Source organism: Bacillus sp. FSL R9-9530 (genome assembly GCF_038008145.1).
GTDB lineage: Bacteria > Bacillota > Bacilli > Bacillales > Bacillaceae_G > Bacillus_A > Bacillus_A mycoides.
This window is the reverse complement of record NZ_JBBOYO010000001.1, coordinates 2,881,910-2,904,571: the sequence shown is the minus strand read 5'-3', so window position 1 is coordinate 2,904,571 and position 22,662 is coordinate 2,881,910. Positions and strand designations below refer to the sequence as shown.

Here is a 22,662-nt window from a genome sequence, read left to right as displayed (position 1 = left end):
AGGAAAGGATCGTTATTTGTGAAACAAGTGAAGTTTATACATGCGGCTGATTTGCATTTGGATAGTCCGTTTAAAGGGATGGAGATGAATGTACCACAGTCTGTTTGGGAGAGAATGAAGCAAAGTACGTTTGAATCGTTCGAGCGTATTGTTGATAAAGCGATTCAAGAGCGCGTTGATTTCGTATTACTAGCCGGGGATTTGTATGATGCGGAGACGAGAAGTTTGAGAGCGCAAGTGTTTGTGCGTGAGCAAATGAAGAGACTTTCGCAGTACGATATTCCCGTTTTTATTATTCACGGTAACCACGATCATTTAGGGGGAAGCTGGGCAGCGATTGAGTTTCCGGAAAATGTTCACGTGTTTACGGAGCCTTATGTGGAAGAGAAGTCATTTTATAAAAATGGTGAGCTTGTAGCTTCTATTTACGGGTTTAGTTATTTGCAGCAAGCGGTAACGGATAATATGACAGCGCAGTATACGAAAATGAGTGATGCGCCTTTCCATATTGGAATGCTTCACGGAAGTGTGGAAGGGGATGCAGAGCATAATCGTTATGCACCGTTTCAAATTCGTGAGCTGAAGGAAAAGCAGTTTGATTATTGGGCTCTTGGCCATATACATAAACGTGAAATTTTAGCAGAAGAGCCGTACATTATTTATCCGGGTAATATACAAGGTCGTCATCGTAAGGAAACAGGGGAGAAAGGTGCGTACCTTATTGAACTTACGAAACAAGGAACGCATTGTTCATTTTTCCATACGGCGGATGTTGTGTGGGATGAGATTGAAGTTAGTATCGATGGACTTGAAACTGTTGATGATCTTATGACGAGCGCGTCAAGTGCGATGAATGAATGCAGAAGAGAAGAGGAAGGCACGCTTTTAACTGTCGTATTTACAGGGCAGGGGCCACTTTCTCCTTATTTGCGTGAAGACAAGCGCGTGGAAGAGATTTTTCATATTTTAGCAGCTGGCGAAGAGCGAAAAGACTTTGTGTATGCGATGAAGTGGAAAAATGAGACGGTTTCTTTTGCGGAAATTGAACGTTTGAAAGAAGAAAATCATTTCGTCGGTAGTGTGCTGAAAGAGTTAGAAGCTTTCACAAATATGGACGGAGTATTGCGCACCATTTGGACATCTCCTGTAGCACGTAATAGCATTGAAGCTTTTACGGAAGAAGAGAAGAAAGAGATTCAAAAGGAAGCGGAAAATATTATTTTAGAGCAATTATTCCAGCAAGAGAGGGATAAAAAATGAGAATTGAAAAACTCCATATTTATGGCTATGGAAAACTAGAAAATGTGGAAATGGATCTGTCAATGCTGACGGTGTTGTACGGTGAAAATGAAGCGGGAAAATCGACAATTCGCTCGTTTATGAAAAGTATTTTATTCGGTTTTCCGACGAGAGGACAGCGCCGTTATGAACCGAAAGAAGGCGGGAAGTATGGCGGAGCGGTCACTGTTCAAACAGAAAAGTACGGCCGTTTGAAAATTGAACGATTGCCAAAGACGGCAGTAGGCGCGGTGACCGTTTATTTTGAGGACGGGAAAACTGGCAGCGAAGATATTTTAAACGATATATTAAGCGGTGTGAATGAAAGCTTATTTGATTCTGTTTTTTCATTTGATATGCATGGTCTTCAAAATATTCATCAGCTCGGCGAAGCGGATATCGGCAATTATTTATTTTCGGCCAGCGCAGTCGGAAGTGATGCGTTATTGCAGTTAGATAAAAAATTAGAAAAAGAAATGAATCAGCGCTTTAAGCCGAGTGGTCGTAATCCTGAAATTAACGTGTCACTGCAAGAGATGAAGAAAATTGAGGAAAAGATGAAAGAGTGGCAAGGGAAGATTGGCACGTATGAAAAACAGGTCGAGCAGTTAAAAGAAAGTGAAGAGAAACTTGCTTCTGTTCGTGCGGAAAAAGAGTCAGCCGAAAGACGAAAGCAAGATTATGAAATATTAGCGGCGCTTGAGCCTCTCGTTATTGAAAAGAGTGCGCACGAGAAAGTGTTGAAAAGCGAGAACGGGCAGTTTCCTGTAAACGGAATGGCGCGCTATGAGGCGGTAAAGGCAAAGATAGAACCGCTGCAAGTACAAGTAGATTCGCTTCAAAAAAAGATAGAAACAGTGCAATCAGAAATTGATTCCACAGAAATAGATGAAGTATTTTTACAAAAAGAAAGTTACGTAGAAGAACTTCGTATGCAACATATGTCTTATGAAAATGCACGCCAAGAAATGCGTGATATGACGGGAAGTATTGCGAATATAAAAGAAGAAATCGCAGAACTACAGCAACAAATTGGCGCTACTTTTGAACAAGAGACTGTTCTTTCATTTGATATAAGTTTAGCGACGAAAGAATTAATTACACAAACGGTGCAAAAAGCGAGAGAGTTAGAAACGCAAAAAACGCAGCTTGATGAACGTTTCAAAACGGCTCAGGAGCAATTAGAAGAGCAAGAAGAAAATATAAGACAAATAAGTCAGCAAATGTTAGCTGATGAAAAACGAAATACGTTAGTTGAGAGAGAAAAATCATTTCAAGATGCGGCGTTTATCGGTATGGGCGCAGAGAGAATGAAGCGTAAGTATGAGGAAAAAACAGGGGCGGCTATGCAAAAGAAAAAACAGTGGCAAAGAATTTGTCTTCTGTTACTTCTTATTAACACGCTTGTTTTATTCACGAGTCTATTTATAGATAACCGCGCGCTATTATTTATTAGTGTCATTGTTTTTGTAGGGATTGTTTTAGCACTCGTTTTATATAAAGATCCTTCGGGTGGATTACAAGAAGAGCTCCTTACTCTTCAGCAAAGTGCTGGCGGGCGTCAAAGTGAAGAGGCGATGTCTGTGCGTTATCAGCTAGAAAAAGATGAAGAGATTCGTAAGCTATTTGAGCGTGAGTCATATAAGTTACAGCAAATGGAACGAGCTTATGATAAAGTCGTTTCATCGTATGAAGAATGGGAGAGAGAAACTTTTCAAATAGGAGAACAAGTAGATGCGTATAAAACGCGCTATATGTTCCCAGAATTTTATACGTATGCGCACATATTGCCGGCGTTTGAGCGTATTGAAAAAATGCGGCAATTATATCGTGATTTAGAGAAGCAAAGTAAGCGGAAATCTTCATTGTATGAAATGATTTCGCACTTTGAGCATAAACTAGAAACTGTTATCGGTAGCACGGAGTATAGCAATTTGCATGAGGCGCAAAGTCGTATGCAAAACGAGAAAGAGAAGCGCCAAACTTGTAAGCAGCTGAAAGAGAAGCTGGCGGAATGGCAAGAAGAATATGAGTTCATGCAAGAGCAATTAAAACAACTACTAGTAGAGCGAGATGGGTTATGGCATATCGCAGAATCTACAGATGAAGAGATGTTTTTAGAAGCTGGAAAATTGGCAGAGAAACGTGAAGACGCGGATAAGCAAGTGGGGCGTTTATTACCTCAAATTGATTTGTTAGAACAGCGCTTAACGAGTTTGTCATTAGCTGAGCATTATGAGGCTGACGGTTATGATGAAAAATTAAAGCAAGAAATTACAGCCGCGCAAAGCTGTCTGGCGCAAGAGAAAGAACTGACAGAGCGTATTGCGAAGCATCGAATAGAAATTGCGAATTTAGAAGAAGGCAGTACGTATGGTGATTTACTACATGAGTGGGAAATGAAAAAAGCGCAAGTGCGTGAACAAGTGAAGAAGTGGGCTGCATATGCGGCCGCAAAGACAGTATTAACGAAAACGAAGCAATATTATCATGAAGTGCATTTGCCGCGTATTTTACAAAAATCCGAAGAGTATTTCGTGTATTTAACAGGCGGGAGATATAGTAAAATATTCTCACCGTCAGAAGCGGAACCTTTCATTGTCGAACGTAACGATGGTATGCGTTTTTACAGTCATGAACTAAGCCAAGCGACAGCGGAGCAGTTATATTTATCGTTACGATTTGCGCTAGCGAAAACGTTTGAGCATGACTATCCATTTATTATTGATGATAGCTTCGTACATTTTGACGCGGTAAGGACGAATCGAACGATTGAACTTATAAAAGAAATTGCGAAAGATAGACAAGTTATCTTCTTTACATGCCATGCGCATTTATTAACGTATTTTACAGAAAATGAGATTATAAAATTAACACGTAAGCGTAAAGAAAATGAGTTGTAGTATGCTATACTAAAAGTAACTGATTTGGTGGAGGAATTCGAATGAAAAAGAAAATTGTAGAATATGAAGTTGGTGAACAAGTCGATGTTTTCTTGTTAATTAAAACAGCGACAAAAGGTCTCGCAAGCAATGGTAAGCCGTTTTTAACAGTAATCTTACAAGATCCAAGTGGAGATATTGAAGCAAAGCTATGGGACGTATCGCCAGAAGTTGAGAAACAATATGTAGCGGAAACAATCGTTAAAGTAGCTGGAGATATTCTAAACTATAAAGGACGTATTCAATTACGTGTGAAACAAATTCGTGTTGCGAATGAGAATGAAGTAACAGACATCTCAGACTTTGTAGAAAAAGCTCCAATAAAAAAAGAAGATATGGTTGAGAAAATTACGCAATACATATTTGAAATGAGAAACCCGAACATACAGCGTCTAACAAGACATTTGTTAAATAAGCATCAAAATGAATTTTTAGAATATCCAGCAGCGACAAAGAACCATCACGAGTTCGTATCTGGACTAGCTTATCATGTTGTATCAATGTTAGATTTAGCGAAAGCTATATCAGCTCTATACCCATCGTTAGATAAAGACTTACTATATGCGGGCGTTATTTTACACGACCTTGGTAAAGTATTCGAACTATCTGGCCCAATTTCCACAACGTATACGTTAGAAGGGAATTTACTTGGCCACATTTCAATTATGGTGAACGAAATTGGTAAAGCAGCAGACGAGCTGAACATCGATGCAGAAGAAGTATTAATCCTTCAGCACATCGTCCTTTCCCATCACGGAAAAGCAGAATGGGGTAGCCCAAAACCACCATTAGTGAAAGAAGCAGAAATTCTGCACTACATCGATAACTTAGATGCAAAAATGAACATGATGGACCGCGCATTAGGACGCACAAAACCAGGCGAATACACAGAACGTGTCTTTGCGCTTGATAATCGTTCGTTCTATAAGCCAACTTTCCATAATTAAGATTGTGAATAGAATGGCCTCATTAAGTGTTAAAAGCTTAGTGGGGCTGTTTTCTTTATTAAAAATGAAATAGTTAAAATGAAATAATTGAAGAAGAAGCATTGAAAAGGGTAGGTTCTAAAAATGCGAAAAAATGAGTTAGAACAGAAATTATTACAAGAAGAGGTGCCAAAGGATTTATATAGTTTAAAGGGTGGATTACCAAACGAATCGTATTGTTTTAATGAACAGAATGGAGTATGGAAAGTATATTATAGTGAGCGAGGAACAAAGAGTAACCTTAAGACATTTAATTCTGAGACAGAAGCATGTGAATATTTCTATACTAGTTTAATTGAGATGTTAAAAGGAATGGGTGTAATTTAAAACTGAAATAAAAGGGCATTTCCGTTTGGGGGTGCTCTTTTATTTTATATACACATTATTATACTAATCTAAAGTTTCTGTATTTACATTTTTTCTTTTTATCTCATAATTTTAATTGGGGAAAGGGAGGAAAGAAATGGTTCAAATCACAGTGACACCTGAAATGCTAGAAGAAGTTGCTAATCGTGCAAGTAATACCAGAATCGCATTAGAATCTATACATAATAATTTATGTATAGATGTTTTTGATAAACAGATAGACCCAGATGGGATTTTACGGGATCCTAATACTAGTGAGGTACTTGACTGGAAACCTGGACAGGCACGAAAAAATAAAGTAGATTTTGGTCATACAGAAGGAAATACTTATAAGAATATGTTTGAGAAATATAAAAATCGTGAGATTACTCTTAAAGAGTTAAAAGAATTTCAGTTTAATTCGGATAATTTCAGATTAGAAAAGCCCTCTGTAAATAGAAGTCATAAATATGAGTAGTTAGGAAGATGATGGAATGAAAATATTAAATGTTTTTGATGCAGTTAGAGAAGGAACTTTTGAAGATTTCAAAAAATTTTATGATGGTGATATTAATCAAATTGATAGTGATTTAGATATTAATTTATTGTGCATGGCTATGACTAATAATAAAAATTCTAGTGAAAAACTTAAAATTATAAAATTTTTACTAGAAGAGGGTATTGATATTAATTACACTACAGCTAAAGATAAAAGGAATGCATTGCATATGTTTTATTTTTGTGTTTTACGCCCAACAATAGAATATGAATTAGAGATAACAAGATTACTTATTGATAATGAAATTAATATAAATGCTTTGGATAAATATAATGCTATTCCTTTGAAGTATGCTATTACGATAAATAAATTGTCTACAGAAGACAATAAAGACATGTATAAATTACTTATTAAAAATGGTTCAAACTATAATTTGAAAGATCAATCTGGAAAATCATGTGTAGATTATGCTAAAGAGTATTCTTGGAGAAATGATTTATTAACTATTATTGAGGAGTGTTAATATGAAAGTAAATAATTCTGATTACGGGGGCTTTATTGTTTCTAAAAATGTTGTAGCTGGAAAATCAATACGTTATACATTTAGGGAAAAATCAGAAATTCCTCAATTAAATGGGTGGACTATTTATTCTTCGGAAGATGATGATGAATATGTAAATGATTCTAGTAATTTTCAAGTATTAGGAGCAAGCTCTATATTAGAAATAGCTCCAGTTATGTTAGAAATTTTTGATGCTCCTTATGGTACTGATTTATGTTGGCTGTATGAAGAAGATATTCATGTAGGATTTTATGATTTAATAAGTGAAAATGAGAAAGAGATTGATCAAATTTTAAAAGGAAATTGATATTATTTTTTAAGTTGAGAGGGCAATTCCGAAAGGGATATGCTCTTTTTGTTTTATCTAGATGTATAGAAGACATATAGGGTGTTTTATGAAGATTTATGTTTGAGAACAGGGGTGAAATGAAAATTGGAACTAAAATCGGAAATGTATACACCGAAAATTATTGCGGATCATTTAGGGGTGACTCTCGATTTGCTTAAAGTATGGTCAAACAGAGCGAAGTCAGGAAGGATATCCGAGATACTCGAAGGAAAATATAGAAGAATTAAAAGCTATAAGAGAAAAAATACAGGTGCAAAAATGGTCTTATGATCAAGTTCGAGATGGTGTAATAGAGAAATTGATTCGTTTCTTTCAAAAGAAGAAAAATCGCAAATAGAAAAGAAATTGGATGAAGTATTAGAAAAGTTATATAATTTGTGGTTTGCTCAACCAAACTTAGATTTAACTTCTAAAGATAGTACAGGATTTTCAGCTATTGAATACGCTAGAAAATTCCCATATGGAGCAAGTTTAATTGAAAGGATGGAAAAATATGAATAAAAAAGAGCCTATTGAATTTATTGAAAAAGCTGGGGCCTGTATTGTTTCAAAAAATATAATAAATGAAACAGGAAAATTGAAATGGATATTGAGAGAGCAATCAATAGATGCGGTAGATAATGGTTGGAGATTCTTTTCAGAAATTGATGATGATGATTATATTAATAATCCTGATAATTTAGTAGTATGTGATTTTAATACTGTAGCAAATATTGAACCGGCCATTCTGGGAATATACGAACTACCAATAGGTAGTGATTTACAATTAGTTTCTGAAAATGGAAAAATAAGATTTGTTGATAATTTAACTGGTAAAGAAGTTTGATGAGAATACGAAAATCTAAAGACAACAAGGTAAAATGGTTCGAGGAGATGTAAATTTACCAAGTGTGAATTCATTAAATATCTTCGAAAAGAATGTAAAATGTTATAGTAAGCGAGTAATAAAGAGTAATATTAAGATATTTAATTCTGAGACAGAAGCATGTGAATACTTCTATACTAGTTTAATTGATATGTTAAAAGAAATGGGTGTAATTTAAACCTGAAATAAAAGGGCATTTCCGTTTGGGGATGCTCTTTTATTTTACTAACTTTATTTCACATATAAATTGGCTTCATTTTCTGTTAGACAAGTTTTATTTTATATGTTTACATTTTTTATCTCATAATTTCAATTAGGAAAGGGAGGAAGAAACATGAAATATATGGCGTATGTAGAAAAAGCCAATAAGTTAATCGAAGAGGAAGTTACAATAAATATTAACGGTGTAGTGTTTACGGGATTCTCCACTGTTTGTTCATATAAAATTGAAGAAGGAAAAAGTTATCCTGCTATTCTCGACATTACAGTTTTCGATAATATTGAAGTTTCTTTTCTCCACTAATGTTTTTAATATTTACCAAACCATTCTCCAGTTCAAAATGTTATGCAATAAAAAAAAATCTCGAATTTGAGATAAATCACTTGCTTTTTAATCACTTGAGTTGTAAAGTGATAGTAACGAAAGCGATTGAGTCATATGAAAAACATACACTCACTTGCTTTCGATTAAAAAGCAAAGTAACTTATTCAGTAAAAACTAAGATGAATTTACAAAAATATAATGAGAATAAATTAAAAAGCTAAGAAGCATATTATTTTTTAGTTATCACTTGACTAGTAAAATGAAACGGAGGAATTATCAATGTATGAAATTAAAGGGCATCATCACATTTCAATGGTTACAAAAAACGGAAGTGAGAATAACCATTTTTATAAAAACGTGCTTGGTTTACGCCGTGTGAAAATGACGGTAAACCAAGATGATCCATCCATGTATCATTTATTTTACGGAGATAAAACAGGAAGTCCAGGTACTGAACTATCATTTTTTGAAATGCCTTTAGTAGGAAAAACGTACCGTGGTACGAATGCAATTACGCGAATCGGATTACTCGTTCCTTCAGAGGAAAGCTTACATTACTGGAAAGAACGATTTGAGAAATTTGATGTGAAACATAGTGAAATGACAACATATGCAAATCGTCCTGCTTTGCAATTTGAGGATGCGGAAGGTCTTCGTCTCGTGCTACTCGTTTCAAACGGAGAAAAAGTGGAGCACTGGGAAACTTGGGAGAAATCCGAAGTTCCAGCTGAACATCAAATTCAAGGAATGGGTTCTGTAGAAATGACAGTGCGTAGACTTGATAAACTGGCAAGTACACTAACAGATATATTTGGTTATAAAGAAGTTAGCCGAAGCGACGAAGAAGCGATTTTCCAGTCTATTAAAGGAGAAGCCTTCGGAGAAATCGTTGTGAAATATTTAGATGGTCCTACTGAAAAGCCAGGCCGCGGTAGCATTCACCATTTAGCGATTCGCGTGAAAAACAGTGAAGAGCTAGCTTATTGGGAAGAACAGGTGATACAAAAAGGTTTCCATTCTTCAGGCATTATCGACCGTTTCTACTTTAAAAGCTTATACTTCCGTGAATCAAATGGAATCCTATTTGAAATTGCGACAGATGGACCAGGATTTACAGTTGATGGAGATGTAGAGCATTTAGGAGAAAAACTTGATTTACCGCCGTTCTTAGAAGAACAGCGAGCAGAAATTGAAGCGAAATTAGCACCTATTGAAGAGAAATAATAGAAGAGAAAATATAAAATTTAAAACCATTGGAGGAATATAAAATGAACCAATTAAAAGGAATTCACCACGTTACAGCAATTACAAGTAGTGCAGAAAAGAACTATGAATTTTTCACTCACGTTTTAGGAATGCGTTTAGTTAAAAAAACAGTAAACCAAGATGATATTCAAACGTATCATTTATTCTTTGCAGATGATAAAGGTAGTGCAGGAACAGATATGACATTCTTTGACTTCCCAGGTGTTCCAAAAGGAGTACACGGTACAAATGAAATTTCAAAAACTTCATTCCGCGTTCCGACTGACGCAGCACTAGAGTATTGGGTGAAACGTTTTGACCGTCTTGAAGTAGAACATACAGAAATTAAAGAGCAATTCGGTAAGAAAACTCTTTCATTCGTTGACTTTGATGATCAACACTATCAATTGATATCAGATGAATTTGATAAAGGCGTGGAATCAGGTACACCTTGGCAAGACGGCCCAGTGCCATTAGAATATGCAATTACTGGCTTAGGACCTGTATTTGTCCGTATCGCGAATTTCAGTTATTTCAAAGAAGTACTAGAAAAAGTTCTATTATTTAAAGAGATTGCTCAAGAAGGAGAATTCTACTTATTTGAAGTAGGTGAAGGTGGAAACGGTGCATCTGTCATTGTAGAACATAATACGGTTCTTCCTGAAGCACAACAAGGTTTTGGTACAGTGCATCATGCAGCATTCCGCGTAGAGGATCGCGCTGTATTAGAAGAGTGGATTGAGCGACTAAGTCGAGTTGGACTCCCTTCATCTGGTTATGTAAATCGTCACTTCTTTGAGTCATTATACGCAAGAGTTGCGCCGCAAATTTTATTCGAGTTTGCAACAGACGGCCCAGGGTTTATGGGAGATGAGCCATACGAAACACTTGGAGAAAAATTATCTTTACCTCCATTCCTAGAGCCAAAACGTGAAGAAATCGAAAAATTAGTACGTCCAATTGATACAGTGAGAAGTACGAAGGAATTTATTAAAGAGTAAAAATAGAAATAATAAGTAGAAGAGCAAGTAGTTTTAGCGAATCGCTGGAATTGCTTGCTTTTTTATTTGGTCTATAAAATTTTCTGAAAAATGTTTCTCAAGTTTTTAAAATAGAAATATTTGGTATAATTAATTTAAATTATAAATTTTCTGACAATTATTTTTCAATACATAGAAAAGGGGTGATAATATACAATTTGAATAATTGTATAAATATCCTAATTTTGTAAGTTTGGAGAAAAGGGGATGCGAAGGTATGGGAACAGATGTAGTAACGAAGGAGCAAATGAAACATTCTTTAGATGATTGGTATCGTGTAATGTTGCAGCAACATATAGAGAAAGCTACGGAAATGAAAGAAGAGATTGATAGTAAGATTAGTGGTTTGGAAATGGATCAGGAATTATCTTTGTATTTTACATTATTAGATTTTAGATATAAGATGCTGACGGATTGGTTGAATATAAAAGAAAATAGTTTTGAGAGAATAGAATCTTTTGAAATCCCAACTGAAGGATTTTTAGCATATTATTATCATTTCTTTAAAGGGATATATTGTACTTCAATGTCTAAATATGGAGATGCAAAGGAAAATTATGAAAAGGCAAATGAATTACTGAAATATGTCTCGCACCCTTTAGAGAATGCTGAATTTGATTATCGTATGGGTAATTTTTACTATCAGACGTACCAACAAGTTAATGCAATTGAGTATTTGAGAAAAGCGAAAGAGGAATTTAAAAAACATATAGGTTGTGAAATAAATATAGCGCTAGATGAAAATGTTTTTGGCCTGTGTTGTGTAGATTTAAAAAATTACGAACTCGCTGAAGAAAGCTTTAATACTGCTATGGATATTTTCCAAAAAGTAAATTATGAAAAATATATTTTAATGGTGCGTCATAATTTAGCTTTTTTATATGCTAGCCAAGATTTATCGGAACTCGCAATTCGTCATGCATCCGAAGTTACAAAAAAACAGCCGAAATTTTTTAAAGCGCTATTTGTTGAAGCGGGTGAATATTATAAATTAGGACAATATCAATTGGCGGCAGATTTGATAGAAAAAGGTTTGGATATTTGTAAAGAATTAAATAAGGAAGAGTTTCAATACCGTTTTATGATTTTGAAAAGTGTAAACGAAAAATCACCTACATTAAGCTTAGAGGAAGTAGTTTTAGAAGGTATTTCTTATTTTGAGAAAGAAGAGTTATGGGAGTGTATACAAGAATACGCTGGAATGTTAGCTTTAAGGTTTTATGAAGAAGAGAATCACAATAAGGCAAGTCATTATTTTTACATGAGTCATAAAGCTCAAAAAAAATTATTGAAAAAAGGGGCGCTGAAATAATGAAAAAGATTCACTTTGGAATGTTGGGGATTGCGTTAGTAGGTGCGTTATCGATTGGAGCTAATAGTTTATTTACAAATCAAGCATTAAATATAGGAGAGACAGGAGGAGCACCAGCAAGACCAGACTACGTTAGTTTTAATAAAGGCGATGGTGGCGGAGCGCCAGCCAACTTCAATAAAGGCGATGGCGGAGCACCAGCAGATAATAGAGGCGACGGCGGAGTAAGCCAACTCTAATAACAAAGAAAGGGACTTCAACATGAAGTCCCTTTCTTTGTTATTAGGACATGTAGAGAAAAGAATTGACTTACTTTAAATGTGTAACTATAATAGTTACAAAGTAACCATCACTAATGGCAGTGAGTAATATTTTTTTAGTATAATTGTAACTGTCTTGGTTACAATTAAAAACAATCATAAAACAACCAAATAATGTAAAAACTTTAAATAGCAACAAGAGAAAGGAGACGGGAATTTTGAAACGGTTTAAATTTTATTTTATTAGCGGTATTGTTCTTGTTTTATTAATAGTATGTAACTTCGTTGATAAGCCGATTGCGAAGGTTGAAGAAGTGAAAGATACTGTGATGATGAGGCTGAATACGAAAGAGAGTATGGCGCAGATTGATGGGCAGACGATTTATTTTAAGCAAATTGGTGAGGGGAAACCGCCTTTACTTATGCTTCACGGGTTCGGTGGTTCTTCAGATGGGTTTAATGATATTTATCCGGAACTTGTAAAGGACCATACGATTATTGCGGTTGATATTTTAGGGTTTGGGCGTTCTTCTAAACCAATTGATTTTCAGTATTCGTTTCCCACGCAAGTGAATTTATATTATAAGTTAATGAAGAAACTCGGATACGATCAATTCGCAGTACTTGGTCATTCGATGGGCGGAGAGATGTCTCTAAATTTAGCGTATTTATATCCGGATGCAGTAACGCATCTCGTTTTAGCGGATTCTACAGGGATAGAGTCTTTCCAGCAAAAAGAAAGTTATGAAGTGCCGCCACTATCGACAGACTTACAAACTGTAACAGAGATTACGGATTATAATAAAAATGAAGTGAAAAATAGTCGCGATGATAAAGAGCATTATGATCAGCTTACGAAAATGAGAGAGCGCCGCATTGCGATGGAAGCAGATAAAATTAAGGTACCGACTTTAATTATATGGGGACGACACGATAAGAGTGTTTCTTGGAAAAATGGTGAACTGTATCATGAACTATTTGCAAATAGTACGTTCCATATCATTGAAAAAGGATACCACGCACCGTTTCGCCAGGAACCAATAGAGTTTATGGAATATGTACAAGCGTTCTTCGCGAAGAATCCACAATAAAATTTTAAGCATAAATCCACTTCTTTCCTCATAAAGTGAAACTAATAAGGCTTGTCTAAGGAAAGGGATGAACGAAAGTGGAAACTTTACCATGGTGGATTTATCTTGTAATCATTGGGATCGTATTGAGTGGCTACATGGTTTTATATACTTCGAAAAAAGAGCAAGAGATGGATAATGATTTTATCGAAAAAGAAGGCGAAGTATATATGAAGCGTTTAGAAGAAGAGCGAGAGAAACGGAATCAGGATAGTGATAAAGATTCGGTATTGCTTTAATAGAAATTTTGAAAGGCTACCAACTAGTAGAACTTTACATCTAGCTGGTAGCCTTTTTTGCTGGAGGAGCAGTATATGTTCATCAAGCTAAGCTTATACAAGTTGAATTTTACATGTATACAATATTCATCATGAACTTTTATTGATGGTATTTATATATATTTTTACTCATAAGAATGGAACTAGCGCAGTATTTACTGGGGGGGATTAACAATGCATAGGGATGAAACATCATTACATCCTGATACAGGTGTTACATCTGTAATGTTTGTTGAGCGTTCATTAAATGAAATTCGTTTTTGGTCTAGAATCATGAAGGAGCATTCTTTTTTTCTTCGCTTAGGGTTTAGATGTGAGGATACTCAACTAATTGAAGAGGCTAATCAATTTTATCGATTGTTTGAACATATCGAACAAATAGCGCATTCCTATACAAATGAAACAGATCCTGAGCAAATAAAAAGATTTAATTCAGAAGTACAACAAGCCGCAACTAATATTTGGGGATTTAAACGAAAAATTTTAGGATTAATTCTCACATGTAAATTGCCAGGACAAAATAACTTTCCGCTTTTAGTTGACCATACAAGTAGGGAAGCTGATTATTTTAGAAAACGTTTAATACAATTAAATGAAGGTAAATTAGATGCTCTTCCTGATGCAATTATTAAAGAAAATGTTTTCTTTTTAAGGATTATGGCAGACCATGCTAAATTTATTGGTCATCTTCTTGATCCATCGGAAAGAAAGCTTGTAGACACAGCACGGAATTTTAGCAATGATTTTGATGAATTGATGTATCAAGCAATTGACTTAGAATCTATGAAACCACAATCCCAAACAGTCCCTCTTTTAGATCAATTTTTAGATCAAAATCGTGTGTCGGTTACATCTCTTCGGGATTTTAAGAAAACAGCACGTGATTTAATTGAGCAATGTAAAATAAAGAGTATCATTCATCCGTTATTAGCAGACCATGTTTTCCGTGAAGCTGATAGATTTCTTGAAATAATTGATATGTTTGATGTTCATCTTACAAATATTAAATCCCAACCTAGATATTAGAAGATAAGGAAAGATAATATTTTACTTTCAGCTGAGAAGTTAACAATTTATTGTTAGCTTCTTTTCTTTGTGAATAAAATTTCTTTTCATTTAGTAAATTTCCCTTCAAAGACTACATAAATCCCTTTGACCAAATATGTAATTCTCTGTAAAATGATATATATGGAAAGATTATGAATATACAGGAAATCTATGGATAGTAGATTCTAATAAATTATTCGGGGGGATTTATTAGTTAAGTATATTAACTTGTTTGCACTGAATTTTACACATAAAGGGGTATTAGTAATCATGAAAGCAAAGAAATTAGTAAGTTTAGCGTTACCAGTTATGTTATTGAGTGGTTGTATTACAATTGAAACTGATGGTAAGAAAGCTGAACCAAAGAAAGAAGAAACGCAAAAGGTAGAGAAAGAGAGTAAGGCTGCTGAAAAAGAGAGTAAGTCAACGGATAGCAAGAAAGAGGATAGCTTATCTGTAGCGAAAGGTGAAGATACAAACAGTAGTTCATCAAGTAGTCAACAAAGTTCTTCTTCAAATAATTCTACTTCTTCTAATTCTTCAACTGGTAAGGTAACTGGTTCAGATGTTGAAAGGTACAAGGCAGATATTATAAACAGTGCCACTCAAATTGAAGATACAATGAAATTAATTGAAGGAATAGCAGATTCAGACGTAAAATCATACAAACAAAAGAAAAGTGAAGTACAACTGAGTTTAGGTGGAGCAAAGGCAACCGCAACGAAATTGAAGAATCTACAAGCACCTCCTGAGTTACAAGGAGAACAGGCGAAGATAAAGCAGTCGATGGAACTGTATGCGGATTGTTTTCAACTTCTCTTTGATGCATTAGACCAAGAAGACGAGAGTAAAATGCATCAATCATTAAGTAAAGCACAAGAAGGCTCAAAACTGTTTGAAGAAGCAGCGAAGAGTATCGGTAGCAAAACTAACTAAGAATAAATTACTTAAAGGGGTATGAGGTATGAAAGTGAAAAAACTAATAGCTGCTGCAGTTCCAGTTGCCATATTATTAAGTGGTTGTGTTACAGTAAAAGATTCGGAAAATAAAGAAGAAAAGACAGAAGAAACAAGTAAATCTAAGGCTGCTGAAACGAAAGAAAAATCAACTAATTCGAAAGAAGAAAGTAAAGATGTTCAAAAGGTTCGAGTTTTAGATGAAGATTATGCACAATATTTATTAGATATTGAACAGGATATGTTAAGACGATTTGATTACTATGATGCTTCTGTAAGAGATTTGAGAAATGGAAGTAAATCAAAAGCTGAGGTATTAGATAGTATTAAAGACATCTATAAAGTATTTGATAAGATAGAGAAGATTTACGCACCGCAAAAACATAAAGAAGAACAAAAAGAGATTGAAAAAGCGACAGGTAAACTAAGAGAAACATTCGGTGAAATAGAGAAGTTATTCAACGATAAAGGCTTCAGCTTAGAGACCGATAAGGAAATCTTAAATAAAGCAAATGCAAAACTAGAGGAAGCAAAACGTATTTGGAAACCTACATTCGATAAGTTAAGATCCGAAATAAAAGGTGATACAGCCACAGAAAAATCTACTAGTACAACAAGTAGTTCTATATCGACAAACCCAACTACTGATAGTCAGGCTCAAACAGATAAAAGCCAAGCTAAAACGGGGGTATTTGTAGGTACAGTTGGTACAAGTGAAGAGTTAGGAATTAGTTATGGAAACATGGAGAAGAACATCAAAGATGGGACTGAGATTATTGGTAACTGGGGTATTGATTACGGTAGTGGCATAAAAACTACGTTAGTACTAAAAGGTGATAAAACATTTGAGTCCTATGCGAACGGTTCTTATCCGAATAAAGATAACTACTTAACAGGAACATATGCGGTAGATGTTCCATCATTCCAGTTATCTTTAAAAGTAACAAAAGCAGTTAAAGACGGTCAAGAAGTAAAGCTAACAAATGATAGTATGATGTATAAATTACAAAACTATGATGGAAACACATTACAAATTTATCATATGGACGATAACGTTCGTATTCGTTATGCAAAACAATAAATAGTTGGCAAAAAACTCTGTAATAAATTTTACAGGGTTTTTTGTTAGTTCTAATTGTATTTCTTCATTAATTTCCCTGGCGCTATCCATATTAGTATAAGTTGAGAAATCAACAAAACGATTTTCTTTTTGGAGAATGATAAGGATTCGGTTTTATTATAATTAGGGGAGAGTGGATAACGTATTGTTATCCACTTTTTTTATTTCCTAAAATATATCAACGATTTTTTCAATATATCGACTTACTGACACAAAGCGACAATGTTAAGAAGCACGATTATTGTTCGGGAAATTATTATAGAAGAAAAGCATATGAAATCGACATGATGCATAGCGTCATTTTTAGATGTAACGCACAAGTTGCACAACCTATGCAACGATAACTAGCTTTACTCTTCATCATTTATTTGACCATACTAGACATAGAGAGGTGATAAACACAGTATGATTTTTAGTGAACGTTTAAAAGAAGAAAGGGAAAAAGAAATTGGTCGCAAAATGATTTGGCTGAAAAAATTCATGTAAGTAGGCAGTCTGTTTCGAAATGGGAGACGGGAAAGAACTATCCGAGCATTGAAATTATTATTCATTTAAGTGATCTGTTCGGTATTACAATTGATGAGTTATTGAGGAGTGATGAAGAGTTGACGCAGAAAGTAATTGAAGATAGTAAACAATTAGCGCATCCAAAATGGAAGGTGTTCTTTGATGGTCTATTCATGCTGGGTGTATTTTTGTTTATTACAAAAATCGTTGTATGGGCGTTAAATAAGTTTGCCGGAGCAAGCATTACAATTGTCGCAGATGCACCATATGTAATGAATTTTTTACCGCTCCTATTAATGATTATAGGTGGTACGGTTTCTGATAAGTTGAAGAAAATATATAGATAAGAGAAAGATTTGTAAGAAATCCCCTACACTAGCTGTTCTTTTCACCCAAATTGTGTACTATAAAGGATAGATAGGAAGGGGACGTTTAGAATGGAATTTCATGAGCAAAAGATTTTGCCGGCAGTGAGGCAAATTAAAGATTTGGAGAAGCTATTACATAGTTCGTATGAGTATATTGTTATTTTAGATATTCATGTCGGTCAATTGAAGAGTGTTGTGTCGCTCGCGAAGCAGCATAATAAAAAAGTATTTTTACATGTGGATTTGATCCATGGATTACAAAGTGATGGGCATGCGACGGAGTTTTTATGCCAAGAATATAAACCGTACGGGTTATTGTCGACAAAGGCGAGCGTAATTATGAAGGCGAAGCAAAAAGGTGTCGTCTCCATTCAACGCATCTTTTTAATTGATTCTAGCGCAATGGAAAAGAGCTGTAATTTGCTAGAAAAGACGAAGCCGGATTATATAGAGGTGCTTCCTGGTGCGTTAACGGGTGTCATTGCTGAGGTGAAAGAGCGTACAGGTGTACCAATTTTAGCAGGTGGTTTTATTCGAACGGTAGAAGACGTTGAAAGAGCGTTAAATGCTGGTGCGACAGCAATTACGACATCGAAAAAAGAACTATGGAAACATTACCAAAAAAAGTGACGAAAATGTGAAAAAATTCTGTTGACACCGCTTTCATTAAAGGTTAACATTATAGACAAGTTAATAAACGTGACGGAGAAAAGAAGAGATCCACATTTTATTGTTTCTATATATATTATATAGAAGCATGTAAGCTGTGGATCTTTTTCTTTTGAAAAAAAACGAATGGCCATTCATTTTACCTCTATCACTTTTCGAAAGCATTTAAATTGATTGTGGAGGGATTTTATGTCAGCATTTTTAGGGGAATTAATAGGGACTGCATTGTTAATCTTACTTGGTGGCGGCGTTTGCGCTGGTGTAAGTTTAAAGAAATCGTTTGCGAAAGATTCTGGTTGGATTGTAATTACAATGGGTTGGGGTCTAGCGGTTGCTATGGCAGCGTATGCAGTTGGATCAATTAGTGGGGCACATTTGAATCCGGCTTTAACGATAGGACTTGCGTTTAAGGGAGCGTTCCCATGGAGTGATGTACCTATGTATATCGCAGCACAAATGATTGGGGCAATTATCGGGGCAGTTCTTGTATATTTACATTACTTACCACACTGGAAAGAAACAGAAGATCCAGGAACAAAGTTAGGTGTATTTGCAACAGGTCCAGCAATTCCGAACACATTTACAAACCTTTTAAGTGAAATGATTGGAACATTCGTTTTAGTATTTGGTATATTAGCAATTGGAGCAAATAAATTTGCAGATGGTTTAAATCCATTTATCGTTGGTTTCTTAATTGTAAGTATTGGTTTATCATTAGGTGGAACAACAGGATACGCAATCAACCCAGCTCGTGATTTAGGTCCGCGTATTGCACACTTCTTCCTTCCGATTGCAGGAAAGGGCGGTTCAAACTGGAAGTATGCATGGATCCCAGTAGTTGGTCCAATTCTAGGTGGATCACTTGCAGGATTATTCCATCAAGTTGTATTTGAAGGAAAACAAAATTCAGCACTTATTTATGTGATTATTACAACTGTGATTGTACTAGCAATCTCTTATATGACAAGTAAAAAAAGTGAAGCTACTACAAATAGTAGAAAAGTAGCATAGGGGGAAACTGATATGAAAAAATATATTCTTTCATTAGACCAAGGAACAACAAGCTCACGCGCAATTCTTTTCAATAAAGAAGGAAAAATCGTTCATTCAGCTCAAAAAGAGTTTACACAACATTTTCCAAAGCCAGGCTGGGTTGAGCATAATGCACAAGAAATTTGGGGATCTATTTTAGCAGTTATCGCAACTTGCTTAAGCGAAGCAGATGTGAAGCCAGAACAAATCGCTGGTATCGGTATTACGAACCAACGTGAAACAGCGGTTGTATGGGATAAAACGACTGGAAAACCAATTTATAACGCAATCGTATGGCAATCTCGTCAAACAGTTGAAATTTGTGATGAGTTAAAAGAAAAAGGTTATAGCGAGATGGTTCGCGAAAAAACAGGTCTTTTAATTGATGCATACTTCTCTGGTACGAAAGTAAAATGGATTTTAGATAACGTTGAAGGTGCAAGAGAAAAAGCAGAAAACGGCGAGTTATTATTCGGAACAATTGATACATGGCTTGTATGGAAATTGTCTGGCGGTAAAGCGCACATAACAGATTACTCGAATGCATCACGTACATTAATGTTTAACATTCACGACTTACAGTGGGATGATGAGCTTCTAGACATGTTAACAGTACCAAAGAGCATGCTTCCAGAAGTACGTCAATCATCTGAAATATATGGAGAAACAATTGATTATCACTTCTTCGGTCAGAATGTACCGATCGCAGGTGTAGCTGGTGACCAGCAAGCAGCATTATTTGGACAAGCTTGTTTCGGTGAAGGTATGGCGAAGAACACTTACGGAACTGGTTGTTTCATGTTAATGAACACAGGCGAAAAAGCAGTAGCTTCTGAGCATGGCCTATTAACAACAATTGCATGGGGTTTAGATGGTAAAGTGAATTACGCATTAGAAGGAAGTATTTTCGTAGCTGGTTCTGCAATTCAGTGGTTACGTGACGGACTGCGTATGTTTAAAGATGCGAGCGAGAGCGAAGTGTACGCTAGCCGTGTTGAATCAACTGAAGGTGTATACATAGTACCGGCATTCGTAGGACTAGGTACACCGTATTGGGATAGTGAAGTACGCGGCGCTATGTTTGGTGTAACACGCGGTACGACGAAAGAGCATTTCATTCGTGCAACGCTAGAATCTTTAGCATACCAAACGAAAGATGTACTATGCGCAATGGAAGCAGATTCAGGTATTGAACTAAATACATTACGCGTTGATGGCGGAGCAGTTAAAAATAACTTCTTAATGAAGTTCCAAAGTGATATTTTAGACGTTCCTGTAGAGCGTCCAGTGATCAATGAAACGACAGCTTTAGGTGCAGCATACTTAGCTGGTCTTGCGGTTGGATACTGGAAAAACCAAGATGAAATTAAAGCACAGTGGCATATGGACAAACGCTTTGAACCAACGATGGAAGCGGAAACAAGCGAAGAGCTATATGCTGGATGGAAAAAAGCAATTGAAGCAACTAAAGCTTTCAAATAATCATAAACAGTGTTATAATGATGACAAGTTAATAATTCGGTAGGAGATTTGGAGAGACCACAACACGCTATAGAGGCGAAATCTATAGCGGAGCTTGTGGTCTCTTTTTTCGTTATCAAAGGGAGGAATTACCATGAAATTTTCAAGTAAACAACGTAAAGACGTATTAAACGGAGTAAATAAACAAGAGTTAGATGTGATCGTAATTGGTGGAGGTATTACTGGTTCTGGTATTGCATTAGATGGGGCAACACGCGGTTTATCAACAATTGTGTTTGAAATGCAGGACTTTGCAGCAGGTACATCAAGTCGTTCAACGAAACTTGTACACGGCGGTTTACGTTATTTAAAACAACTTGAAGTGAAAATGGTAGCAGAGGTGGGGAAAGAGCGTGCGATCGTATATGAGAACGGTCCCCATGTAACAACACCGGAGTGGATGTTACTTCCGTTCCATACAGGCGGCACGTTCGGGTCATTCAGTACATCAATTGGTCTTCGTGTATACGACTTCTTAGCAGGTGTAAAACGAAGCGAGCGCAGAAAGATGTTTAACCGTGAAGAAACGCTAAATAAAGAGCCTCTTGTAAAACAAGAAGGATTAAAAGGCGGCGGTTACTACGTAGAATATCGTACAGACGATGCGCGTCTTACAATTGAAGTAATGAAAGAAGCGATTGAACATGGTGCGAAAGCTGTTAACTACGCAAAAGTAGACAGTTTCTTATATAAAGATGGAAAAGTATGCGGTGTACGTGTAATCGATTTACTAGACGGAGAAGTGTACGAAGTTTACGGTAAGAAAATTGTAAACGCAGCTGGTCCTTGGGTAGATACACTTCGTGAAAAAGATAACTCTAAAAAAGGGAAAGTACTTCAGTTATCAAAAGGTGTGCATTTAGTAATTGACCAAAAACGTTTCCCATTAGGGCAAGCAATTTACTTTGATACACCAGATAAACGTATGGTGTTCGCGATTCCTCGTGAAGGAAAAACGTACGTAGGTACAACAGATACGTTCTATGATAAAGACGCAGCTGTACCGCACATGACAACAGAAGATCGCACGTATATCATTAATGCGATTAATTACATGTTCCCAAGCGTGAAAATTACAGAAAAAGATGTGGAATCAAGCTGGGCGGGTGTACGTCCGCTAATTTATGAAGAAGGTAAGAATGCATCTGAAATTTCTCGTAAAGATGAAATTTGGACTTCTGAATCTGGTTTAATTACAATCGCGGGCGGTAAATTAACAGGATACCGCAAAATGGCTGAAATGGTAGTAGACTACGTAACGAATCTATTACAAAAAGAAGGCCATAGCGCATATAAGAAGAGCGATACGAAACATATGCCAATCTCTGGTGGTCATGTAAGTGGTTCACACGGATTCCCGGCATTTGTTGCGAAAAAAGCAGGCGAAGGTACGAAATATGGTTTAACGACAGCACAAGCGGAAAAATTCGCGAAATTCTACGGCTCTAACGTTGACGTACTGTTTGACTTAGCGAAAAAACATAAAGACGAAGCGAAAGAATACAACATGCCGCTAGACGTTCTAATCCCGCTTGTATACGCAATGGATTACGAAATGACAGCGAAACCAGTTGACTTCTTCGTACGCCGCAGAGGCGCTGTATTCTTCAACATCCACTGGGTATACGAGTGGAAAGAAGCAGTAATCGACTACATGGCTGCGAAACTAGGCTGGAGCAAAGAAGAGCAAATGAAATACACAGCTGAATTAGAAAAAGCATTAACAGACGCTGTAATTCCTGTAGATCAACAAGAGCAGGCAGCTGCGTTAGCTTAAAAATAAACCGCGTGAGGGAGAGCCCTCGT

Annotated in this window: 23 protein-coding genes and 3 pseudogenes; all 26 read left to right on the top strand. The window is 35.9% G+C overall.

Annotated elements, in window-relative coordinates; genetic code table 11:
* Positions 1-18: 18 nt before the first annotated feature.
* The 26 genes and pseudogenes from MKX66_RS14585 (at position 19) to glpD (ending at position 22,633) form a co-directional block, all read left to right on the top strand.
* Positions 19-1,260 carry a metallophosphoesterase family protein gene (locus tag MKX66_RS14585; RefSeq protein WP_341087650.1) on the top strand — a complete coding sequence of 414 codons (1,242 nt, stop codon included), beginning with the start codon at positions 19-21 and terminating at the stop codon, positions 1,258-1,260.
* The gene (locus MKX66_RS14580; RefSeq protein WP_341086491.1) at positions 1,257-4,181 is read left to right on the top strand and encodes an ATP-binding protein; all 2,925 of its coding nucleotides are present in this window, start codon (positions 1,257-1,259) and stop codon (positions 4,179-4,181) included. Before MKX66_RS14585 ends, MKX66_RS14580 begins: the two co-directional genes overlap by 4 nt.
* Positions 4,182-4,222: 41 nt before the next feature.
* Positions 4,223-5,167 (top strand): 3'-5' exoribonuclease YhaM, encoded by a 945-nt coding sequence (gene yhaM, locus MKX66_RS14575; protein ID WP_002159025.1) that lies wholly within the window; start codon positions 4,223-4,225, stop codon positions 5,165-5,167.
* 123 nt (positions 5,168-5,290) lie between these two features.
* Positions 5,291-5,533: a hypothetical protein gene (locus MKX66_RS14570; RefSeq protein ID WP_215590863.1), complete on the top strand. Its 243-nt coding sequence runs from the start codon at positions 5,291-5,293 to the stop codon at positions 5,531-5,533.
* Between the two features lie 136 nt (positions 5,534-5,669).
* Positions 5,670-5,777, top strand: a pseudogene (locus MKX66_RS30860) (WXG100 family type VII secretion target); the annotation flags it as partial.
* Positions 5,751-6,029: a GH-E family nuclease gene (locus MKX66_RS14565; RefSeq protein WP_326998434.1), complete on the top strand. Its 279-nt coding sequence runs from the start codon at positions 5,751-5,753 to the stop codon at positions 6,027-6,029. The pseudogene MKX66_RS30860 and the gene MKX66_RS14565, both read left to right, overlap by 27 nt.
* A 16-nt stretch (positions 6,030-6,045) precedes the next feature.
* Positions 6,046-6,573 carry an ankyrin repeat domain-containing protein gene (locus MKX66_RS14560; protein WP_012260492.1) on the top strand — a complete coding sequence of 176 codons (528 nt, stop codon included), beginning with the start codon at positions 6,046-6,048 and terminating at the stop codon, positions 6,571-6,573.
* 1 nt (position 6,574) lies between these two features.
* Complete coding sequence (locus MKX66_RS14555; protein ID WP_012260493.1) at positions 6,575-6,919, top strand: DUF2185 domain-containing protein; 345 nt, start codon at positions 6,575-6,577, stop codon at positions 6,917-6,919.
* A gap of 126 nt (positions 6,920-7,045) precedes the next feature.
* Positions 7,046-7,324 (top strand): annotated as a pseudogene (locus tag MKX66_RS14550) (MerR family transcriptional regulator); the annotation flags it as partial.
* Positions 7,307-7,462: a hypothetical protein gene (locus MKX66_RS30855; protein WP_412097849.1), complete on the top strand. Its 156-nt coding sequence runs from the start codon at positions 7,307-7,309 to the stop codon at positions 7,460-7,462. The pseudogene MKX66_RS14550 and the gene MKX66_RS30855, both read left to right, overlap by 18 nt.
* On the top strand, positions 7,455-7,787 hold the full coding sequence (locus MKX66_RS14545) for a DUF2185 domain-containing protein (RefSeq protein ID WP_012260495.1): 333 nt from the start codon (positions 7,455-7,457) through the stop codon (positions 7,785-7,787). The genes MKX66_RS30855 and MKX66_RS14545 overlap by 8 nt, the downstream gene beginning before the upstream one ends.
* A 373-nt stretch (positions 7,788-8,160) precedes the next feature.
* A complete protein-coding gene (locus MKX66_RS14540; RefSeq protein ID WP_012260497.1) occupies positions 8,161-8,349 on the top strand; it encodes a hypothetical protein in 189 nt (62 codons plus the stop codon).
* 300 nt (positions 8,350-8,649) lie between these two features.
* Positions 8,650-9,594 carry a ring-cleaving dioxygenase gene (locus MKX66_RS14535; protein WP_012260498.1) on the top strand — a complete coding sequence of 315 codons (945 nt, stop codon included), beginning with the start codon at positions 8,650-8,652 and terminating at the stop codon, positions 9,592-9,594.
* A gap of 44 nt (positions 9,595-9,638) precedes the next feature.
* On the top strand, positions 9,639-10,616 hold the full coding sequence (locus MKX66_RS14530; RefSeq protein ID WP_201051403.1) for a ring-cleaving dioxygenase: 978 nt from the start codon (positions 9,639-9,641) through the stop codon (positions 10,614-10,616).
* Between the two features lie 256 nt (positions 10,617-10,872).
* Positions 10,873-11,967 carry a response regulator aspartate phosphatase gene (locus MKX66_RS14525; protein WP_044444080.1) on the top strand — a complete coding sequence of 365 codons (1,095 nt, stop codon included), beginning with the start codon at positions 10,873-10,875 and terminating at the stop codon, positions 11,965-11,967.
* Positions 11,967-12,206 carry a Phr family secreted Rap phosphatase inhibitor gene (locus tag MKX66_RS14520; RefSeq protein ID WP_044444079.1) on the top strand — a complete coding sequence of 80 codons (240 nt, stop codon included), beginning with the start codon at positions 11,967-11,969 and terminating at the stop codon, positions 12,204-12,206. Before MKX66_RS14525 ends, MKX66_RS14520 begins: the two co-directional genes overlap by 1 nt.
* A 239-nt stretch (positions 12,207-12,445) precedes the next feature.
* Positions 12,446-13,318, top strand: a complete 873-nt coding sequence (locus tag MKX66_RS14515; RefSeq protein ID WP_113769064.1) for an alpha/beta fold hydrolase — start codon at positions 12,446-12,448, stop codon at positions 13,316-13,318.
* A gap of 77 nt (positions 13,319-13,395) precedes the next feature.
* Entirely contained in the window at positions 13,396-13,596 is a 201-nt protein-coding gene (locus MKX66_RS14510) for a sporulation YhaL family protein (RefSeq protein WP_002087191.1), read from the top strand.
* A gap of 213 nt (positions 13,597-13,809) precedes the next feature.
* On the top strand, positions 13,810-14,661 hold the full coding sequence (locus MKX66_RS14505; protein ID WP_113769065.1) for a DUF2935 domain-containing protein: 852 nt from the start codon (positions 13,810-13,812) through the stop codon (positions 14,659-14,661).
* 291 nt (positions 14,662-14,952) lie between these two features.
* The gene (locus MKX66_RS14500; RefSeq protein WP_000644839.1) at positions 14,953-15,618 is read left to right on the top strand and encodes a DUF7018 domain-containing (lipo)protein; all 666 of its coding nucleotides are present in this window, start codon (positions 14,953-14,955) and stop codon (positions 15,616-15,618) included.
* Positions 15,619-15,646: 28 nt separating this feature from the next.
* The gene (locus MKX66_RS14495; RefSeq protein ID WP_215590867.1) at positions 15,647-16,720 is read left to right on the top strand and encodes a DUF3994 domain-containing protein; all 1,074 of its coding nucleotides are present in this window, start codon (positions 15,647-15,649) and stop codon (positions 16,718-16,720) included.
* A gap of 444 nt (positions 16,721-17,164) precedes the next feature.
* Positions 17,165-17,613: pseudogene (locus MKX66_RS14490) on the top strand (helix-turn-helix domain-containing protein).
* Between the two features lie 90 nt (positions 17,614-17,703).
* Positions 17,704-18,264, top strand: coding sequence for a glycerol uptake operon antiterminator GlpP (gene glpP, locus MKX66_RS14485; RefSeq protein WP_000394293.1), 561 nt, complete (start codon positions 17,704-17,706; stop codon positions 18,262-18,264).
* Positions 18,265-18,492: 228 nt separating this feature from the next.
* Complete coding sequence (gene glpF / locus MKX66_RS14480) at positions 18,493-19,314, top strand: glycerol uptake facilitator protein GlpF (protein ID WP_002134791.1); 822 nt, start codon at positions 18,493-18,495, stop codon at positions 19,312-19,314.
* Positions 19,315-19,326: 12 nt separating this feature from the next.
* On the top strand, positions 19,327-20,817 hold the full coding sequence (gene glpK / locus MKX66_RS14475; RefSeq protein ID WP_002011107.1) for a glycerol kinase GlpK: 1,491 nt from the start codon (positions 19,327-19,329) through the stop codon (positions 20,815-20,817).
* 133 nt (positions 20,818-20,950) lie between these two features.
* Complete coding sequence (gene glpD / locus MKX66_RS14470; RefSeq protein ID WP_341086484.1) at positions 20,951-22,633, top strand: aerobic glycerol-3-phosphate dehydrogenase; 1,683 nt, start codon at positions 20,951-20,953, stop codon at positions 22,631-22,633.
* Positions 22,634-22,662: the final 29 nt, after the last annotated feature.

What these genes read in the sequence shown, in the direction of transcription:
- glpK (WP_002011107.1), top strand. Translation starts at nt 19,327, where the DNA reads ATGAAAAAATATATTCTTTCATTAGACCAAGGAACAACAAGCTCACGC.
- MKX66_RS14525 (WP_044444080.1), top strand. Translation starts at nt 10,873, where the DNA reads ATGGGAACAGATGTAGTAACGAAGGAGCAAATGAAACATTCTTTAGAT.
- MKX66_RS14530 (WP_201051403.1), top strand. Translation starts at nt 9,639, where the DNA reads ATGAACCAATTAAAAGGAATTCACCACGTTACAGCAATTACAAGTAGT.
- MKX66_RS14505 (WP_113769065.1), top strand. Translation starts at nt 13,810, where the DNA reads ATGCATAGGGATGAAACATCATTACATCCTGATACAGGTGTTACATCT.
- MKX66_RS14555 (WP_012260493.1), top strand. Translation starts at nt 6,575, where the DNA reads ATGAAAGTAAATAATTCTGATTACGGGGGCTTTATTGTTTCTAAAAAT.
- MKX66_RS14540 (WP_012260497.1), top strand. Translation starts at nt 8,161, where the DNA reads ATGAAATATATGGCGTATGTAGAAAAAGCCAATAAGTTAATCGAAGAG.
- MKX66_RS14570 (WP_215590863.1), top strand. Translation starts at nt 5,291, where the DNA reads ATGCGAAAAAATGAGTTAGAACAGAAATTATTACAAGAAGAGGTGCCA.
- MKX66_RS14535 (WP_012260498.1), top strand. Translation starts at nt 8,650, where the DNA reads ATGTATGAAATTAAAGGGCATCATCACATTTCAATGGTTACAAAAAAC.
- glpP (WP_000394293.1), top strand. Translation starts at nt 17,704, where the DNA reads ATGGAATTTCATGAGCAAAAGATTTTGCCGGCAGTGAGGCAAATTAAA.
- MKX66_RS14520 (WP_044444079.1), top strand. Translation starts at nt 11,967, where the DNA reads ATGAAAAAGATTCACTTTGGAATGTTGGGGATTGCGTTAGTAGGTGCG.
- MKX66_RS14580 (WP_341086491.1), top strand. Translation starts at nt 1,257, where the DNA reads ATGAGAATTGAAAAACTCCATATTTATGGCTATGGAAAACTAGAAAAT.
- MKX66_RS14495 (WP_215590867.1), top strand. Translation starts at nt 15,647, where the DNA reads ATGAAAGTGAAAAAACTAATAGCTGCTGCAGTTCCAGTTGCCATATTA.
- MKX66_RS14500 (WP_000644839.1), top strand. Translation starts at nt 14,953, where the DNA reads ATGAAAGCAAAGAAATTAGTAAGTTTAGCGTTACCAGTTATGTTATTG.
- glpF (WP_002134791.1), top strand. Translation starts at nt 18,493, where the DNA reads ATGTCAGCATTTTTAGGGGAATTAATAGGGACTGCATTGTTAATCTTA.
- glpD (WP_341086484.1), top strand. Translation starts at nt 20,951, where the DNA reads ATGAAATTTTCAAGTAAACAACGTAAAGACGTATTAAACGGAGTAAAT.
- MKX66_RS14545 (WP_012260495.1), top strand. Translation starts at nt 7,455, where the DNA reads ATGAATAAAAAAGAGCCTATTGAATTTATTGAAAAAGCTGGGGCCTGT.
- yhaM (WP_002159025.1), top strand. Translation starts at nt 4,223, where the DNA reads ATGAAAAAGAAAATTGTAGAATATGAAGTTGGTGAACAAGTCGATGTT.
- MKX66_RS14560 (WP_012260492.1), top strand. Translation starts at nt 6,046, where the DNA reads ATGAAAATATTAAATGTTTTTGATGCAGTTAGAGAAGGAACTTTTGAA.